The organism is Streptococcus infantis (assembly GCF_019929575.1).
GTDB lineage: Bacteria > Bacillota > Bacilli > Lactobacillales > Streptococcaceae > Streptococcus > Streptococcus infantis_L.
Genome location: NZ_JAHZPU010000007.1, coordinates 44032 through 61972 on the forward strand (window position 1 = coordinate 44032; position 17941 = coordinate 61972).

Annotated in this window: 18 protein-coding genes and 1 other annotated feature; of the genes, 11 read left to right on the forward strand and 7 right to left on the reverse strand. The window is 39.3% G+C overall.

Going from position 1 to position 17941, the window contains the following annotated elements; translation table 11 throughout:
- Positions 1 to 47: 47 nt before the first annotated feature.
- Both K1I67_RS03930 and K1I67_RS03935 read right to left on the reverse strand, forming a co-directional pair.
- Positions 48 to 788 carry an amino acid ABC transporter ATP-binding protein gene (locus K1I67_RS03930; RefSeq protein WP_223338868.1) on the reverse strand — a complete coding sequence of 247 codons (741 nt, stop codon included), beginning with the start codon at positions 786 to 788 and terminating at the stop codon, positions 48 to 50.
- Positions 788 to 2962, reverse strand: a complete 2175-nt coding sequence (locus K1I67_RS03935; protein ID WP_223338869.1) for an ABC transporter substrate-binding protein/permease — start codon at positions 2960 to 2962, stop codon at positions 788 to 790. The genes K1I67_RS03930 and K1I67_RS03935 overlap by 1 nt, the downstream gene beginning before the upstream one ends.
- Positions 2963 to 3142: 180 nt before the next feature.
- Here K1I67_RS03935 and uvrB point away from each other — a divergent pair, with 180 nt between their 5' ends.
- The 6 genes from uvrB (at position 3143) to K1I67_RS03965 (ending at position 8325) form a co-directional block, all read left to right on the forward strand.
- Positions 3143 to 5131, forward strand: a complete 1989-nt coding sequence (gene uvrB, locus K1I67_RS03940; RefSeq protein ID WP_049525975.1) for an excinuclease ABC subunit UvrB — start codon at positions 3143 to 3145, stop codon at positions 5129 to 5131.
- Between the two features lie 14 nt (positions 5132 to 5145).
- The gene (locus tag K1I67_RS03945; protein ID WP_223338871.1) at positions 5146 to 5643 is read left to right on the forward strand and encodes a GNAT family N-acetyltransferase; all 498 of its coding nucleotides are present in this window, start codon (positions 5146 to 5148) and stop codon (positions 5641 to 5643) included.
- A 93-nt stretch (positions 5644 to 5736) separates the two neighbouring features.
- Positions 5737 to 6363 (forward strand): NAD(P)H-dependent oxidoreductase, encoded by a 627-nt coding sequence (locus tag K1I67_RS03950; RefSeq protein ID WP_223338873.1) that lies wholly within the window; start codon positions 5737 to 5739, stop codon positions 6361 to 6363.
- Positions 6360 to 6905: a hypothetical protein gene (locus K1I67_RS03955; RefSeq protein WP_223338874.1), complete on the forward strand. Its 546-nt coding sequence runs from the start codon at positions 6360 to 6362 to the stop codon at positions 6903 to 6905. Before K1I67_RS03950 ends, K1I67_RS03955 begins: the two co-directional genes overlap by 4 nt.
- A 498-nt stretch (positions 6906 to 7403) precedes the next feature.
- Positions 7404 to 7835 carry a hypothetical protein gene (locus K1I67_RS03960; protein ID WP_223338875.1) on the forward strand — a complete coding sequence of 144 codons (432 nt, stop codon included), beginning with the start codon at positions 7404 to 7406 and terminating at the stop codon, positions 7833 to 7835.
- A 22-nt stretch (positions 7836 to 7857) separates the two neighbouring features.
- Positions 7858 to 8325 (forward strand): 8-oxo-dGTP diphosphatase, encoded by a 468-nt coding sequence (locus K1I67_RS03965; protein ID WP_223338877.1) that lies wholly within the window; start codon positions 7858 to 7860, stop codon positions 8323 to 8325.
- Here the strand turns inward: K1I67_RS03965 and K1I67_RS03970 are convergent.
- Complete coding sequence (locus K1I67_RS03970; RefSeq protein ID WP_223338878.1) at positions 8322 to 8837, reverse strand: transcription repressor NadR; 516 nt, start codon at positions 8835 to 8837, stop codon at positions 8322 to 8324. The genes K1I67_RS03965 and K1I67_RS03970 overlap by 4 nt on opposite strands.
- An 18-nt stretch (positions 8838 to 8855) precedes the next feature.
- A complete protein-coding gene (locus tag K1I67_RS03975) occupies positions 8856 to 9383 on the reverse strand; it encodes an ECF transporter S component (RefSeq protein ID WP_001095969.1) in 528 nt (175 codons plus the stop codon).
- A 177-nt stretch (positions 9384 to 9560) separates the two neighbouring features.
- Positions 9561 to 9696 (forward strand) — a sequence feature (ribosomal protein L10 leader region).
- Between the two features lie 38 nt (positions 9697 to 9734).
- On the opposite strand from K1I67_RS03975, the gene rplJ reads away from it, so the two are divergent.
- From rplJ to K1I67_RS04000, 5 genes are all read left to right on the forward strand, one after another.
- Positions 9735 to 10235, forward strand: a complete 501-nt coding sequence (rplJ, locus tag K1I67_RS03980) for a 50S ribosomal protein L10 (RefSeq protein ID WP_001287269.1) — start codon at positions 9735 to 9737, stop codon at positions 10233 to 10235.
- Positions 10236 to 10308: 73 nt separating this feature from the next.
- A complete protein-coding gene (gene rplL / locus K1I67_RS03985; RefSeq protein WP_001196968.1) occupies positions 10309 to 10674 on the forward strand; it encodes a 50S ribosomal protein L7/L12 in 366 nt (121 codons plus the stop codon).
- A 575-nt stretch (positions 10675 to 11249) separates the two neighbouring features.
- Positions 11250 to 12167 carry a glycine--tRNA ligase subunit alpha gene (gene glyQ, locus K1I67_RS03990; protein ID WP_000038760.1) on the forward strand — a complete coding sequence of 306 codons (918 nt, stop codon included), beginning with the start codon at positions 11250 to 11252 and terminating at the stop codon, positions 12165 to 12167.
- Between the two features lie 282 nt (positions 12168 to 12449).
- Positions 12450 to 14486, forward strand: a complete 2037-nt coding sequence (glyS, locus tag K1I67_RS03995) for a glycine--tRNA ligase subunit beta (RefSeq protein ID WP_223338879.1) — start codon at positions 12450 to 12452, stop codon at positions 14484 to 14486.
- 29 nt (positions 14487 to 14515) lie between these two features.
- A complete protein-coding gene (locus K1I67_RS04000) occupies positions 14516 to 14773 on the forward strand; it encodes a DUF896 family protein (protein ID WP_223338880.1) in 258 nt (85 codons plus the stop codon).
- A 238-nt stretch (positions 14774 to 15011) separates the two neighbouring features.
- Here the strand turns inward: K1I67_RS04000 and K1I67_RS04005 are convergent, their stop codons facing one another.
- The 3 genes from K1I67_RS04005 to K1I67_RS04015 are packed head-to-tail and all read right to left on the reverse strand — an operon-like array spanning position 15012 to position 17828.
- Positions 15012 to 16250, reverse strand: coding sequence for an NAD(P)H-dependent oxidoreductase (locus K1I67_RS04005; protein WP_223338881.1), 1239 nt, complete (start codon positions 16248 to 16250; stop codon positions 15012 to 15014).
- Between the two features lie 17 nt (positions 16251 to 16267).
- A complete protein-coding gene (locus K1I67_RS04010) occupies positions 16268 to 16873 on the reverse strand; it encodes an NADPH-dependent FMN reductase (protein ID WP_000915942.1) in 606 nt (201 codons plus the stop codon).
- A gap of 34 nt (positions 16874 to 16907) precedes the next feature.
- Positions 16908 to 17828: an FAD:protein FMN transferase gene (locus K1I67_RS04015; RefSeq protein ID WP_049525812.1), complete on the reverse strand. Its 921-nt coding sequence runs from the start codon at positions 17826 to 17828 to the stop codon at positions 16908 to 16910.
- Positions 17829 to 17941: the final 113 nt, after the last annotated feature.

A 17941-nucleotide genomic window follows, 5' to 3' on the forward strand; every position in this document is an offset into this window, starting at 1 on the left:
CGAAATAGAATTCTAAAGAATTACCGATTTCTGTCCCACTCTCTTTTCTAGACGTTTAGAACCTTGTCCAAAAATTCTTTTAGACGGGGATGTTGTGGGTTATCAAAGATTTGATCTGGTGTACCGTCCTCAAGGAATTCACCGTCAGCAGTAAAGATGACACGATTGGCAACCTTGCGGGCAAATCCCATTTCGTGAGTTACGATGATCATAGTCATGCCTTGATCAGCCAATTCCTTCATAACGTTAAGAACGTCACCGACCATCTCAGGGTCGAGGGCAGAAGTTGGTTCGTCAAAAAGCATGATATCGGGGTTCATTGCTAAACCGCGAGCGATAGCCACACGTTGTTTTTGCCCCCCTGATAGACTTTCAGGATTTGCATTCGCTTTATCAGCCAATCCAACTTTTTCAAGGAGTTCCATTCCCAATTTTTCAGCTTCGGCCTTAGTCATCAACTTATGCTCTACTGGCGCGAAAGTGATATTTTCCAATACTGTCATGTGAGGGAAAAGATTGAAGTGCTGGAAAACCATTCCGATATTTTCACGAACGTGGTCCACGTTTGTTGCTTTATCTGTCAAATCATAACCATTAACTGTGATGTGACCTTTTGTACCTTCCTCAAGGAGATTCAAGCTACGCAAGAAAGTTGATTTACCTGAACCAGAAGGTCCAATGATACAAACAACATCCCCTTCGTAGAATTTTGCTGAGATTCCTTTAAGGACTTTGTTTTTACCATATTGCTTATGTAAATTATCGACATCGATTTTTAATTTAGCCATTATTGAATCCTCTTTTCTAAGCGTTTCGCTAATCTAGTTAGAAGAGTAATAATCACAAGGTAGAAGATTGCGAGAATTGCATACATTTTGAAACTTTGGTAGTTACGAGCAATGATAATCTTACCCGTCTGGAAGAGTTCTACCAAACCGATTGCAGATACGATCGTTGTATCTTTCAAAGCGATAACAAATTGGTTGACGAAGTTTGGAAGCATAAGTTTGGTTGCTTGTGGCAAGACAATCTTACGCATGGTTTTACTGTAAGAGATACCAAGACTTCGACTGGCTTCCATTTGTCCAACAGGAACAGCCTTGATACCACCACGAACAATTTCAGCGATGTAGGCAGCTGAGTTTAGAGACAGTGCAATTGTTCCAGCGACAAAGTCATTGATTGGACTCTGTTGGCCTGTAAGGGATTCGATAAAGTTAGGAACTCCCCAGAAGATAAAGGCAGCAAGAATCATCAATGGAATACCACGAATCACATCGACAAAGATTTCTGAAATGAGACGAAGTGATTTATAAGGACTAACGCTGAACATACCAAAGATAATTCCGATAACAATCGCAATTGCAAAAGAGATCAAAGCTAGAGAAAGGGTAATTCCAAGTCCACTTAGAAGTTGTTTGTAGTTGTTTTTCAACAAGCCCCAGATAGTAGTTTCGTCAACAGTTGATGATTCACTTGTTGAATCAGTTGCAAGGTATTTATCAAGAATCTTTTGGAATTCACCACTTGCTTTAAGATTTGCAAGGCCGTTGTTGAACATTTCAATCAATTCAGGATTACTTCCCTTTTTAACTGCAAAAGCAGTTTCACCGATTGGAGTACCTTCGATTGGTGTTTTTAATTTTTGACCTTGACTGATAGAGTATTTAAGAACTGGTTCGTCATCCATCACAGCATCAACTGCACCAGTGTTCAAGCTGTCATACATAGATGAACCGTCTGCAAAGGTTTTAATTTTATAACCATATTTGCTTTGATTTTCAGTTAAGAAGGTTTGAGAAGCAGTACCGTTTTTAGCACCAACGGTTTTACCATTCAAATCTTCATAAGAAGAAATGGTACTTGATTCCTTAACTCCAAGAATCGTATTAGCTGTATAGTAAGAATCAGAGAAATCAAAGGTTTCTTTACGAGCATCTGTAACAGACATACCAGCAATCATACCATCAGCTTGACCAGATTGAACCGCGTTAATAGCAGCGTCAAATCCTGGGTTGGTGATTTCAATCTCGAAACATTGATCTTTGGCAATAGCCTTGATTAGATCCATATCAATACCAGTGTACTGGTTGCTTGAGTTCTGGAAAACAAATGGTGCAAATGAAGAATCACTCGCGATAACGTATTTTGATTTGAGTGGAGTTGCTTTTTGACCAGCGCTTGTAGTAGAAGTGAGAGAAGTCACTTGTGAACTAGTTTTAGAGGAACTTGTCCATTTGTTGATAATCTTGTCCAAGCTACCATCTTTTTTCATTTGTGCTAAAGCCTCGTTAAATTCTGTAACTAGGTATTCGTATTTGCTACCTTTTTTAACTCCGAAAGCAAAGCTTCCAACGGCTTCTCCGTCCATGTTGATACTGAGATCTTGCCCTTGGTTAATAGCGTACTCGATAACTGGTTTGTCGTCCATGATGGCATTTACAGCACCAGTACTTAAACTATTATTCATCAAATCACCAGTATCAAAGGTTTTGATAGTGAAACCATATTTATCTTTGATACTTTCTAGGAAACGTTGTGCAGCAGTACCGTTTTTAACACCAACAGTTTTACCACTGAGTTCTTCATACTTAGTGATTTTGTTAGACTTAGTTGTTGCGATGACAACTTTTGTATCATAGTATGTATCAGACATGGTAAAGACGTTTTCACGTTCTTTGGTTTTTGTCATACCAGCCATGATTGCATCTGCTTGCCCTGCTTGGACCGCATTGACAGCAGCATCAAAGCCTGGATAAGACATTTGGATATTCCATCCTTTTATCTCAGCGACTTTATTGATGATGTCGACATCAATTCCTTTATAAGTCTGGTCTGTATCTTTAAACTCAAAGGGTGCATAAGCTGTATCACTAACAATCTTGATAGTGTCCGCATTAACATAGCCTAAAGAGAATAAGGGAAATAAAAATAATAAAAATGCAAGGATTTTTTTCTTCATGTTTAGTCTCCTTTTTAGAATATTTACCCATTATAGCAGAAAATAAAAAAGTTGGCAAATATTTAGTGTTTTGATGTAAGAAGATGTGACATACGATGCTAAGCGGCAAGAAGTTGAGAATCAGTAAGTCGATCCTTTTTATGGTAAAATAGAAGGATAGAAAATGTGTATGAGGCAATTATGATCAATAGAATTACAGACAACAAATTTAAACTTGTATCCAAATACCAACCATCTGGCGACCAACCGCAGGCCATTGAACAGTTGGTGGATAACATTGAGGGTGGAGAAAAGGCTCAAATCCTGATGGGGGCGACTGGCACAGGAAAGACCTATACCATGAGTCAGGTGATTTCCAAAGTTAATAAACCAACCCTAGTCATCGCCCACAATAAGACCCTAGCAGGCCAGCTCTACGGGGAGTTTAAGGAATTTTTCCCTGAGAATGCGGTCGAGTACTTCGTGTCCTATTATGATTACTACCAGCCAGAAGCCTATGTTCCCTCTAGTGATACTTATATCGAAAAAGATAGTTCAGTTAACGATGAGATTGATAAACTTCGTCACTCCGCTACATCAGCGCTCTTGGAGCGTAACGATGTCATCGTTGTAGCATCTGTATCTTGTATTTATGGTTTGGGTTCTCCTAAGGAATATGCTGACAGCGTGGTAAGTTTACGCCCAGGACTTGAAATTTCTCGTGATAAACTCCTGAATGAATTGGTCGATATTCAATTTGAACGTAACGACATTGATTTCCAACGGGGAAGATTCCGTGTACGTGGGGATGTGGTGGAGATTTTCCCAGCATCTCGTGACGAGCATGCCTTTCGTGTTGAGTTCTTCGGAGATGAGATTGATCGCATCCGGGAGGTTGAAGCTTTAACTGGTCAAGTCCTCGGTGAAGTGGACCATTTGGCGATTTTCCCAGCCACTCACTTTGTGACCAATGACGACCATATGGAAGTAGCCATTGCTAAGATTCAGGCTGAGTTGGAGGAGCAGTTAGCTATCTTTGAAAAAGAAGGCAAACTCCTCGAAGCGCAACGCTTGAAACAACGGACAGAGTACGATATCGAGATGCTACGTGAGATGGGTTATACCAATGGTGTCGAAAACTACTCACGTCACATGGATGGACGAAGCGAAGGAGAGCCTCCTTATACACTTCTTGATTTCTTCCCAGATGATTTCCTGATTATGATTGACGAGAGTCATATGACTATGGGGCAAATCAAAGGAATGTATAATGGTGACCGTTCACGTAAGGAAATGTTGGTTAACTACGGGTTCCGTTTGCCGTCTGCTTTGGACAACCGTCCCCTTCGTCGTGAAGAGTTTGAAAGTCATGTCCACCAGATTGTCTACGTTTCAGCGACACCTGGTGATTACGAGATGGAACAAACTGACACCGTGATTGAACAAATCATCCGTCCAACAGGTCTTTTGGATCCTGAGGTAGAAGTGCGTCCAACCATGGGACAGATTGATGACCTCTTGGGGGAAATCAATGCTCGTGTTGAAAAGAACGAGCGTACCTTTATTACAACCTTGACCAAGAAAATGGCAGAAGACTTGACAGACTACTTCAAGGAAATGGGGATCAAGGTCAAGTACATGCACTCGGATATCAAGACTTTAGAGCGGACAGAGATTATCCGAGATTTACGATTAGGAGTTTTTGATGTCTTAGTCGGGATTAACCTCCTTCGTGAAGGGATTGACGTACCTGAAGTAAGTTTGGTTGCCATTCTTGATGCTGATAAGGAAGGCTTTCTCCGTAACGAACGTGGTCTTATCCAAACCATCGGTCGTGCAGCCCGTAATAGTGAAGGGCATGTCATCATGTATGCTGATACTATGACTCAGTCTATGCAAAAAGCCATCGATGAAACAGCTCGTCGTCGTAAGATTCAGATGGCCTATAATGAAGAACACGGCATCGTCCCACAAACTATTAAGAAGGAAATCCGTGACCTTATCTCTGTCACAAAAACTGTGGCTAAAGAAGAGGACAAGGAAGTTGATATCAATAGCCTCAATAAACAAGAACGCAAAGAACTAGTCAAGAAACTGGAAAAACAAATGCAAGAAGCCGTCGAAGTGCTTGATTTCGAGTTAGCTGCTCAAATCCGTGACATGATGTTGGAAGTCAAGGCTTTGGATTAGATGGGATAAAGCGAATGAAGATTATCATTAAAATAATGGAAACTCCTGAAGAGATAGAAGGTAAGTCCCTCGTTCACTGGCAAACGTGGAGAGAGGCTTATGACGATCTTTTACCCGCTGAATTTCAGGAGACGATGACATTAGAAAGATGTCGATTCTTTAGCCAAAAATATCCAGAAAATACCTTGATTGCGATGGATGGAAAGAAGGTCGTTGGATTTATCAACTATGGAAATTTTCGTGATGAGGCCATTCAAGCTGGTGAAATCATTGCCTTATATGTTTTAAAAGATTACTATGGAAAAGGTGTGAGTGAACAGTTAATGCATGCTGCATTTGTTGCTCTTGATCATTTCTCTGAAATTTATTTATGGGTATTGAAAGATAATAAGAGAGCCATTGCTTTCTATCAAAAAATGGGTTTTACTTTTGATGGCCAAGAAAAAATACTTGACCTTGGAAAACCTGTTAAGGAATTGAGGATGATGTGTTCTGCAAATAAAAGTTCCTAAAGGACGTATCTACAATCTTTGAACCATTATCAACTAATCAAGTATAAAAAGTGAAATAGATAGAATGAAACAAAGAGATGAAGGAGAAGACGAATGAAAATTCTAGTCATCAATGGACACCCGGATAAGGAAAGTTATTGTCAGGCTATTTTTCAAACCATTGTAGAAAATATTGACTCAAGGCATCATGAGCTTGAAGTCATCAATCTTAATGAAGAAGATTTTGATCCTGTTTTACGTTATGGTTATCGAAAACGTATGGAAGAAGATTCTTTTATCCTTCATTCTCAGGAATTAATCCAATGGGCAGATCATTTCATCTTTATTTATCCTATCTGGTGGAGTAGTATGCCTAGCCTCATGAAAGGCTGGATTGATCGCGTCTTCACACCTGGAATTGCCTACTCTGCCAATGACCAGGGAAGTTTTATCTGGAATTATCTAAGAGGCAAGCAGTTTAAAAAGTTATTAAAAGGGAAAACAGCCAGTATTTACGCAACCTCCATGGCGCCCACTTGGTGGTACAAAATCTTTTCGGGTCCTATCAACATTCCAGATAGCTATGGCATCTCCGTTTTGAAAAATGCGGTCTTGAATCACTGTGGAATTAAAACCAAGCGCGTGTGCGTACTAGGTGAAGTTGGACGGGATGTGAATACAGCAAGTATGCGTGAAGAGCATCTCCAAAAAGTAGCGGAAGAAGTTAAAAAACTATCATGAAACAAAAAAGTAAGAGACAGAAAACATTAAAAAAACACCAGAAATCAAAGCGAAAGATTGGTCTACTAGACCGCATGAATCTGTGGTTTGTGCAACATTCAACAATTGCCTGGATCCTTGATGCAAGCGTTCTGTTCTTTTCTGCTCTAGGAATATTATGTCTATTGTACGGAACAACCCTTATTCCAAGTCCCTATCGGGAACTGCATTATAGTTTTCCACTTTATTTAAATATCGTTCTTTTGGTGAATGCATCTTATCATACTTTCCTTCGTAACTTTAGGAAAGACTGGATTTCCTTGCAAAATTTTGCAGAAGTGTTTTTATATCTTAACGGAATTGCTTGTGTATTACAGTTAACGATTGGGATGACCTCTAAAAGAGGAAGAAGATTACTTCCGATGTGGGCATTAGACTATCGCTATATCTGGTTTCCCCTCGTTACTTATTTCATTTTCTTTCTAGTGCCTATTGTGATAATTATAATTTCCAAGTATATTGAAAAGAGAAAAGAAGAAAATGGGAAAAATACAATCAAATAAAAGTAACAAAAGAAAGTCAAATACAAAAAAGATTCTTTCAAGGAAAGAAAGTTTTCATCTTTGGCTAGATTCTCATAAATTTTTAGGATTCTTCTTGATCCTCGGTCTTATCCTAGCAATAGGACTAAGTTTGAATCTAATTTTTGAAAGTCTTCCTATTCCTTCACCATACAGAGATATCAACTATAGTTTTCCAATATATATAAATCTTTTTTGTCTAGTGTATCGATTATTTGACTATTGGTTCCTAGACTTGACTAGGACAAGAATGACGATAAAAAGATATGCAGATTTATTTATCTATCTTAATAGTATCGGTCTAGTGGTTCATCTCTTTATTGGTATTGGCGGGAAAAATAGTAAAGGGATTTTGCCTTCTCTCTTATCCCTAGATCACCGCCACATCTGGTTTCCTATTGCAACTTATCTGATCTTTTTCAGTTTGGCATCTATTATAACTCTAATAATAAAATATATTGAAAAGAAAAGGAGTCAATCATGATGAAACATCTAACTGTATTTAGGTTTATTTATCTTTTGTGCCTAGTATTTGTACTGATTCATTTTATCTTAGGCCTCTTTGGTTTAGCCTTTACACCAGTCTTGTGGAATCTCTGGTTCTTTGGTCTTTGCTTGACCTTATTTATCCAACCATGGACCATCTTTTATAAAACGAGAATTTTTCAGTGGCATCATCTAATTTTTCAGACTCTTAGCGGTTTCATTGCTCTCTTGATCTGGTTCATGATATTTTTCTTCTTTTCCACGGTTCCAGATTCATCTATGCCAATCAATATAGACTACTACGTTAATAAAGAAAATAATGAAATCAGAATCATTAGAGGATCCTTGCTCCATGAAATTCATGAATATCATGACTTGATTAATCCATTGATTATGAAGTCTAAAGTTAAGTATGTAGAAAATTAAACATTAGAAAGTGAGTCTATGTATGTCTCGTGCACAATTAACCATTCTAACCAATATTTGCCTAATTGAAGATCTTGAAAAGCAGCGCGTGGTTATGCAGTATCGATCGCCTGAAACCAACCGCTGGTCTGGCTATGCTTTTCCAGGAGGTCATGTGGAAGATGGTGAGGCCTTTGCAGAATCTGTCATTCGTGAGATATACGAGGAGACAGGTCTGACGATAAAAAATCCTCAACTGGTCGGTATAAAAAATTGGCCTTTAGATTCGGGTGAGCGCTACATTGTCTTTTGTTACAAGGCGACTGAATTTACGGGTACTCTCCAGTCCTCTGAAGAAGGAGAAGTGTCCTGGGTGCAAAAAGACCAGATTCCTAACTTGGATCTGGCCTATGATATGTTACCTTTAATGGAGATGATGGAAGCTCCTGATAAATCAGAATTTTTCTATCGTCACCGTACAGAAGATGGATGGGAAAAGAAGACTTTCTAATCTTTAATTAAATAACCTAGCTGGTCCAAGGCCTTCTCGATATAGAGGAGGTCTTGTTCATTTTCAGCTTCGACTAGGTGATAATGGACGCCATCTGTTAATTCAGAAAGTGGTCTAAAGTCAGACCGTTCGACTTGCTCTAAAAAATGCTGAACGTCCCGGCGACAAGAGAGTTTGAGCAAGGTTTCAATTTCTCCGTAGACAGGATGATCAATCAAGGTATTCTGAACACGTCCCCCATTATCGACGATAGCTAGAAGTTCTTGACCGATTTCTTCCATTTCGTGCTTGACTTTAAACAGTTTGTGAACATAAGGATTGGTTTTATTTTCTTTATAAATATAGCCACGATTGCTTGATAGGATCGGAGCACCATCAGCACGTAGAACAGCAATGTCCTGAACGATAATCTGACGGGTTACATGAAAACGATCTGCTAAAGTTTGACCATTTAGAGGTTTTTGAGACTCCTTTAACAGTTGTAAAAGTGCTTCTTTTCGATTTTTTGTCATATTCTTCTCTCTAAACGCTTAACGGCGTTTTCTCAATGCTTTATAAACAGCCAAGGCTAGGTAATAGTCTACCATACTATGGATAATAGTACCAAATCCAACTAATACAAACAAGACATAGAACATATTTTTTAAGTCAGTTCCAGTACTAGCATAAAAGATCATACAAGCCAAAACTTCAGCAATAGCATGAACCAAGCCAAGTACAAAGTTAAAAATCAATGAAGATTTCTTATTGTCCAAGGTTTGAGGATGTTTTTGAAGATAGAAAGCACCCAGACTTCCAAAGAATATGTGGGAAAAGGCGCGAAGTACAATGACAATCGGATACCCAGCCATGAGAAATCCTAAACTAGAAGCTATAATAACAAAGATAGCCATCCATGGCGAGAGGAACATAGCGATAAAAATAGCAACGTGACTTCCTAAAGTGTAGGAAGCGGGAGGAATGACAATTTTAAAGGGCATCACCAAAGGAATCAAAATAGCGATAGCTGTTAGCAATGCGGTCAAGGTCATGAATTGTGTTTTCTTTTGTGTATTCATAATAACTCCTTTTTATCTGTATATACAGTTGTATAGTACAATAAAAAATCAAACAAGTCAAGAACTAAAATTGATTTTTGATGAGATTATCTGGAAATAAGGTTAAAAAATAAATAAAATTTTTAAAAAATAAGCAAAAAACTCTTGCACTAATCAAAGTAGTATGTTATACTTAATAACGGTTTGAAAAAACTGCCTAAGACAGTAGGGGAGCTCGACTCATAAATATCCTACCGAGGACAAAACGTATCATGTAAAAAGAAGCGTATTGTACTTTCGTGTCTAGGTTTGGGCGCGTTTTTCTTTTGGAAAAATTCCCCAAGCAAAATAATTACGGAGGTGAACACACTAATGAGTGAAGCAATTATTGCTAAAAAAGCGGAACTAGTTGACGTAGTAGCTGAAAAAATGAAAGCTGCTGCATCAATCGTCGTTGTAGACGCTCGTGGTTTGACAGTTGAACAAGATACAGTTCTTCGTCGTGAGCTTCGTGGAAGCGAAGTTGAGTATAAAGTTATTAAAAACTCAATCTTACGTCGTGCAGCTGAAAAAGCTGGACTTGCAGAACTTGCATCTGTATTTGTTGGACCATCTGCTGTAGCATTTTCTAACGAAGATGTTATCGCTCCAGCGAAAATCTTGAACGACTTTGCTAAAAACGCTGACGCACTTGAAATCAAAGGTGGTGCAATCGAAGGCGCTGTCGCATCAAAAGAAGAAATCGTTGCTCTTGCAACTCTTCCAAACCGCGAAGGACTTCTTTCTATGCTCCTTTCTGTACTTCAAGCGCCAGTGCGCAACGTTGCTCTTGCAGTCAAAGCGGTTGCAGACAACAAAGAAGACGCAGCTTAATCTTAAGCTACGCAGCGTAGCCTAGCTACAAAAATATAAACATAAAATATAAACTTATTTGGAGGAAATAACAATGGCATTGAACATTGAAAACATTATTGCTGAAATTAAAGAAGCTTCAATCCTTGAATTGAACGACCTTGTAAAAGCTATCGAAGAAGAATTTGGTGTAACTGCAGCTGCTCCTGTAGCTGTAGCTGCTGCTGGTGGTGCTGAAGAAGCTGCTAAAGATTCATTTGACGTTGAATTGACAGCTGCAGGCGACAAGAAAGTCGGCGTTATCAAAGTTGTACGTGAAATCACAGGTCTTGGTCTTAAAGAAGCTAAAGAACTTGTTGATGGTGCACCAGGTGTCATCAAAGAAGGCGTTGCAGCTGCAGAAGCTGAAGAAATCAAAGCTAAATTGGAAGAAGCAGGAGCTTCAGTTACTCTTAAATAATAGAGCAACTACATTTGTAGCTTAAAAACATGATTAAACCGCTATTCTTAGGAGTAGCGGTTTTTCTTTTTGTTCAAAAAGGGGCAAAAAAGGAGGCAGTTAAATTAATTTGGCTAAGAAATATATAGGACTAGTGATAAAATAATTTTACTTTTTCATTCCTTTTTGTTATAATAGACAACAAGAAAGAATATCTTATCAGTAAATCCCAAGCGAGCCTGTGGTAGTGAGAGTCAGGTGATTGAGAGATGAGTGTGGCGCTTTTGGTAAATTTTAAAAATAATGAAGTAATAAATTAGGGTGGAACCGCGTTTCTGACGCCCCTAGGTCACTTGACTTAGGAGCAAAGACACGGTTCTTTTTGTATTCTAGGTCGCAAGAATTTATAATAAAGGAGTAAATAATGTCTAAAAAATTGACTTTCCACTGCGTCAGTGGCAGAGACCTCCTTACAGTCGGACTGCCCCACGCTCAGCACTAGGGTGCCTGAGCTAGACGCAGTACTAACTCGTCTTGCCTCGTATAATCGACGAGGCAGACTCATGTCGCAATAATTTATAATAAAGGAGTAAATAATGTCTAAAAAACTAACCTTTCAAGAGATTATCTTGACTTTGCAACAATACTGGAATGATCAGGGTTGTATGCTTATGCAGGCTTATGATAATGAAAAGGGTGCGGGAACTATGAGCCCTTATACTTTCCTTCGTGCTATTGGTCCTGAGCCATGGAATGCGGCTTATGTAGAGCCATCACGTCGTCCAGCAGACGGTCGTTACGGGGAAAATCCAAACCGTCTTTACCAACACCATCAATTCCAAGTGGTCATGAAACCATCACCTTCAAACATCCAAGAGCTCTACCTTGAGTCATTGGAAAAATTGGGAATCAATCCTTTGGAACACGATATTCGTTTCGTTGAAGATAACTGGGAAAACCCATCAACTGGTTCAGCTGGTCTTGGATGGGAAGTGTGGCTTGATGGTATGGAAATCACTCAATTCACTTACTTCCAACAAGTCGGTGGCTTGGCAACTGGTCCTGTTACAGCTGAGGTTACTTACGGATTGGAACGTTTGGCTTCTTACATCCAAGAAGTAGACTCAGTTTATGATATTGAGTGGGCTCCAGGTGTTAAATACGGAGAAATCTTCCTTCAACCAGAATACGAGCATTCAAAATACAGCTTTGAAGTTTCTGACCAAGATATGCTTCTTGAAAACTTTGAGAAATTTGAAAAAGAAGCAGGACGTGCTTTGGAATTGGGCCTAGTTCACCCTGCCTATGACTACGTTTTGAAATGTTCACACACTTTCAACTTGCTTGATGCTCGTGGAGCTGTATCCGTTACAGAACGTGCTGGTTATATCGCTCGTATTCGTAACTTAGCCCGTGTTGTAGCTAAAACATTCGTAGCCGAACGCAAGAAACTTGGTTACCCACTTCTTGACGAAGCCACACGCGCCAAACTCCTAGCAGAAGAGGAAGAATAAAAACAGTTATAAGAATAGAAAAAGGGCGAACAAAGTGAGCCCGTATGGCACCCAGAGGCAAGTCGAAGACTTGCTAAAGGGGTAGGCACCGCCGTACTGCTATTTGGGGATTTTTGAAACTTTGGGTTCAAAAATCAGTTGCCTAAATCCACTTTGATGAGACTGTTGGAAATCTTTGTCAAGAAGACAGAAGATTTCCCCACAGACTTACAAAGTTAGTTAGCAACGTCCCCAGTACCTAAGGTGCCTATCAAAAAGAAGAAATTTTGTAAAGGAAAAAACATGGCAAAAAACTTATTAGTAGAACTAGGACTTGAAGAGTTACCGGCCTACGTTGTTACACCAAGTGAAAAACAACTAGGTGAAAAAATGGCAGCCTTTTTGGATAATAACCGCCTTTCATACGAAGGAATTCAAACTTTTTCAACTCCACGTCGTTTGGCTGTTCGCGTACTTGGATTGGCAGACCAACAAACGGATTTGACTGAAGATTTTAAAGGACCTTCTAAAAAAATTGCTTTGGATGCAGAAGGAAATTTCTCTAAAGCAGCGCAAGGGTTTGTCCGTGGTAAAGGCTTGACTGTAGATGATATCGAATTCCGTGAAATTAAGGGTGAAGAATATGTCTACGTAACTAAGCATGAGGCTGGAAAACCAGCTGAGGAAGTTTTGGCTGGAATTCCAGAAGTATTGGCTAGCTTAAGCTTCCCAGTAAGTATGCACTGGGCAAACAATACCTTTGAATATATCCGTCCAGTCCATACGTTGACAGTTCTTTTGGATGATGTGGCACTCGATATGGATTTCTTAGATATTCATTCAGGAAGAGTTAGCCGTGGACATCGTTTCCTTGGTCACGAAGTAGAAATTCAGCATGCTGACAGCTATGAAGAAGACCTGCGCAAAGTTTATGTTATTGCAGATAGCATTGAACGCGAAAATATGATTCGTGAGCAAATTAAGGCTATCGAAGCTGCAGAAGGTGTTCAGGTACAAATTGATGAAGGACTCTTGAATGAAGTTCTGAATTTGGTTGAATACCCAACTGCCTTTATGGGGAATTTTGATCCTAAGTACCTAGAGGTTCCAGAAGAAGTTTTAGTCACTTCAATGGAAACTCATCAACGCTATTTTGTAGTTCGTGACCTTGATGGAAATCTAAAACCAAACTTTATTTCTGTTCGTAACGGAAATGCAGAATATTTGGATAATGTTATCCGAGGAAATGAGAAAGTCTTGGTGGCACGTCTGGAAGATGGTGAATTCTTCTGGCGTGAAGACCAAAAACTCAAGATTGAAGATCTTGTAGCTAAATTATCACACGTAACCTTCCATGAAAAGATTGGTTCACTTCGTGAGCACATGATTCGTACTGGGCAAATTGCTATCCTTTTGGCAGAAAAAGCAGGTTTATCAGTTGATGAAACTGTTGACCTTGCTCGTGCTGCAGCCATTTATAAGTTTGACCTCTTGACTGGTATGGTTGGTGAATTTGATGAGCTTCAAGGGATCATGGGTGAGAAATATGCTCTTCTCGCTGGTGAAAATGCGGCAGTAGCACAAGCTATCCGTGAACACTACCTTCCAGATTCTGCAGATGGTGCTCTTCCTGAGTCTAAAGTTGGAGCAATCCTTGCACTAGCTGATAAATTAGATACTCTCTTGTCCTTCTTCTCTGTTGGTTTGATTCCATCTGGTTCAAATGACCCTTATGCTCTTCGTCGAGCAACACAAGGGATTGTCCGTATCTTGGAAGACTTTGGCTGGAATATTCCAATGGACGAATTGATTGCTAGCCTTTATGCTTTATCATTTGATAGCCTAACTTACGATAATCAAGAAGAAGTGCTTAACTTCATCAAAGCTCGTGTTGATAAGATGATGGGGTCTACTGCAAAAGATATTAAGGAAGCTGTTCTAGCAAGCTCAAACTTTGTTGTTGCAGATATGATTGAAGCAGCAGAAGCCTTAACTGAAGTTGCAAAAACTGAAAACTACAAATCATCAGTTGAATCATTATCTCGTGCCTTTAACCTAGCAGAAAAGGCAGAAGGATCAGTCAAAGTTGATACTAGCCTCTTTGAAAATGAACAAGAAAAAGAACTAGCTCAAGCAGTCGAAAATCTAGAATTGAAGGGTTCAGCTAACGATAAATTGACACAACTATTTGCTCTTAGTCCAGTGATTGATGCTTTCTTTGACAATACTATGGTTATGGCAGAGGATGTTGATGTTAAGAATAATCGTCTAGCTATCCTAGCTGAACTTGTGAATAAAGCAAAAACTGTCGCTGCTTTTAATCTTCTTAATACAAAATAGAAATTAAAAAGTAGATTGGAGGTTCAAATATGACACCAGAAAAAATCGCTCGTATTAATGAGCTTGCGAAAAAGAAAAAAACTGAAGGCTTGACTGCAGAAGAAAAAATAGAACAAGCTAAACTTCGTGAGGAATATATCGAAGGCTATCGTCGTTCTGTTCGTCATCACATTGAAGGAATCAAAATCGTAGATGAAGATGGAAATGATGTGACTCCTGAAAAACTTCGTCAGGTACAACGTGAAAAAGGCTTACATGGTCGTAGTCTTGACGATCCAAATTCATAATTTTGAGATATAGAAAACTCGGTTAGGGAAATCTAACCGAGTTTTTGTTTTAAAAAGAGAGTGGGACAGAAATCGGTAATTCGTTAGAATTCGATTTCGTCGTCCCACCTCCGCACAGTTGAGTAGGGCTATAAAAGCTGATGAAATCAGCGTAGTAGAGCCCACTCAACCACTGCGTCTTGCTCGACAATCCAAAGACAATTTAGAGGCTAGGACTTTTGTCCCAGCCTCTTAAAAACTAGTTACTTGCCCCAGATGTAGCATCCGCATCTCCATGGCCGCCGTCAGCTGAGTCAGAAGCTCCAGAAGTAGCATCTGCGTCGCCATGACCTCCAGCAGCAGGAGCAAAAGGTCCGCTACCACCTACCAAGCGTTGGCCAGTTTCTTTCAAGTACCAATCAAGCCATGGTTGGAAGTTAAAGACAATTTCATTGATACCAGCATATGATCCGTCAGGATAGTACATTGCTTGGTAGTTGTGAGTGTTGATAACACCAGCAGGCGAACCAGGAACGATTGTACGTACGTATTCTTGGTTACCATTGCGAAGTGTTCCGATAACCCACTCAACATTTTTCATACGTGCTGGTGGAAGTGAACCGTGAACGGTTGACATACGGCTACCAGATTGAGATGGTACACGTTTTGCAAACATTGTATCAGGATCTTGGTGAGCGTTGTTGTAGTAGAGGAATTGGTTGTTATCGTCAGCATATGTCAATTCAAAAGGCATAGCTTTCAAGAACATATCAATTTGGTTAACAGTCAAGATACCATGGTCAAGTTTAACATATGTATCACCTGAAACAGCACCTGTAATTTCAGCGACTTTTTCTACCCAGTTTGGATCGTCAGGATCAACTTCTGTAATAGTTGTAGCGATTGGTTTTCCACAATCCAAGTCTTCTGGTTCAATTGGTTTTGGTTTTTTCAATTTAGAAACGACTCCTACGTATTTGACAAAGTTATCTAAGCAAGTTTCAAGGAATTTAACAGTTCCTTCGTTGATGATGTTTCCATCAGCATCAAAAGCTTCTTTAGCTTTTCCAAGAAGGAATTCATTACCTGGAAGAGTATAGGCATTTACACCTGGAGCATCAAGAATCTTACGAAGGTGAACTTGCGCACGAGAAGTTCCTTGGTCGTAGTATGAAGCGCCCACGATCATCACTGGTTTGTTTTCGAATGGATGTACTTCATATGAAAGCCATTCAAGAACTGACTTGAGCGAAGCAGAAATTGTATGGTTGTGCTCAGGAGTAGCAATAATCACACCATCAGCACGAGTAATTTTATTGTAAAGAAGGCGCAATTGGAAGCTTTCGTCCCATTTTTCGTCTTGGTTAAACATTGGAACTTCATCGATTTCAAGAACTTCTAATTCAAATTTTAGTTTGAAGTTACGACGGATGAATTCCAAGAGTTTGCGGTTATATGATTGGTCGTAGTTTGATCCAACAAGTCCAACAAATTTCATTCTTTCGATCTCCTATCTTACAAATTTTCCCAGTCAAATTCTTCTGCATCTTTACGAAGAAGTTCTTGTGCATTACGCAATTTTTCAGTAATCTTGACAAAGATACGGAAGTCATCAAAGATGGCATCCAATTTCTTGATGACATCAAGATCTACCAAGTCACCATTCTTATCGAATGCTTGAAGAGAATGAGAGAGCAAGAACTCATCTGGGAGAACATTTGCTTTAATTTCTGGTGCATTCAAGATTTGACGGAGTTGCAATTGAGCACGTGATGAACCGAGTGTACCGTATGAAGCACCTGTGATCATCACTGGTTTGTTAAGGAGTGGAAATACTCCATAAGAAATCCAAGCAAGAGCGCTCATAAGAACAGCAGGAATTGAGTGATCATATTCAGGAGTACCGATAATCACACCATCAGCTGCTTCAATTTTTGCAACAATTTCTAAGGCTTCTGCAGGAATAAGTTTATCTGCAGGTTTGTTGAAGACTGGTAGGTCTTTAATTTCTACCAATTCGATTTCTGCTTTATCAGCAAAGTGTTTTTGCATATATTGAAGCAGTTGGCGGTTTGTGGAACGTTTAGAGTTAGTTCCTACAATAGCAATAAGTTTTAGCATGAGCTTTCCTTTCTCTTTTTGCATTATTTATTATTTATCTTTGGATACCGGATGAACAAGCGATATGTCCATCTTTATCAATAAGGATGGCTTCGATTCCATCGATATTTTCGATTTGCCACATGATAGAAGCGCTACGTTCACCAAACAATCGTGTGGTCCATATCTCACCATCAACTGAGCGGTCAGATATAATCGTTAAACTAGCCAAATCCGTCTCAATAGGATAGCCAGTTTCACTATCGAAAATGTGATGATAATCCTTTCCATCGATTTCAAGATGCCGTTCATAAATTCCAGAAGTAACAACAGATTTTCCAGTAATAGATAAGGTCATCAGGTGATTCCCACGTGGATGATTAGGGTCTTGAATACCAATTTGCCAAGGTTGTCCATTTCTGGCTTGGTTATTACCAATGGTAAGGATATTTCCCCCGAGATTGATAAGAGCAGAAGTGACACCATTTTCTTTTAAGAAAGTAGCAACCTTATCTGCGCTATAGCCCTTGGCTAAACAACCTAAATCAATTTTCATTCCTTTCTTTTCTAAGAAAACAGTAGAAGCAATTGAATCAAGTTTGATAAAACGGGGATCTATCAATGGTAAAACCGAAGAAATTTCTTCCGGACTAGCAACTTTTGCATCGGAAAAACCAATACGCCAGGTTTGTACCAAGGGACCAATGCTGATATTGAGATGACTTCCAGGAGCTAGACTGTGTTCTAATCCTAAAGAAATCAGTTCAAACAGATCAGGGTGGACCTTAACTGGGGCAATTCCTGCCTGATAGTTAACTTCCATCAATTCCGATTCGATACTATTCGCATTAAATCGAAATTCAAGTTCCTTGAGCAAATCAAAAGCTTGACGGAGAAGATTGTCCGCTTGTTCATGTACCAAGGAAATAGTAATCGTAGTTCCCATTAACCGTTCAGATAATGAACTGAGAGGCAAAAAATCAACCCCCTTCAAATCAATTGGAAATAGTTGTAAATCCAGATATGAAAGCAATCTGAAGATTTATATTTCATTTCCATATAAATAGAATATCACAAAGTCAGCGTTTT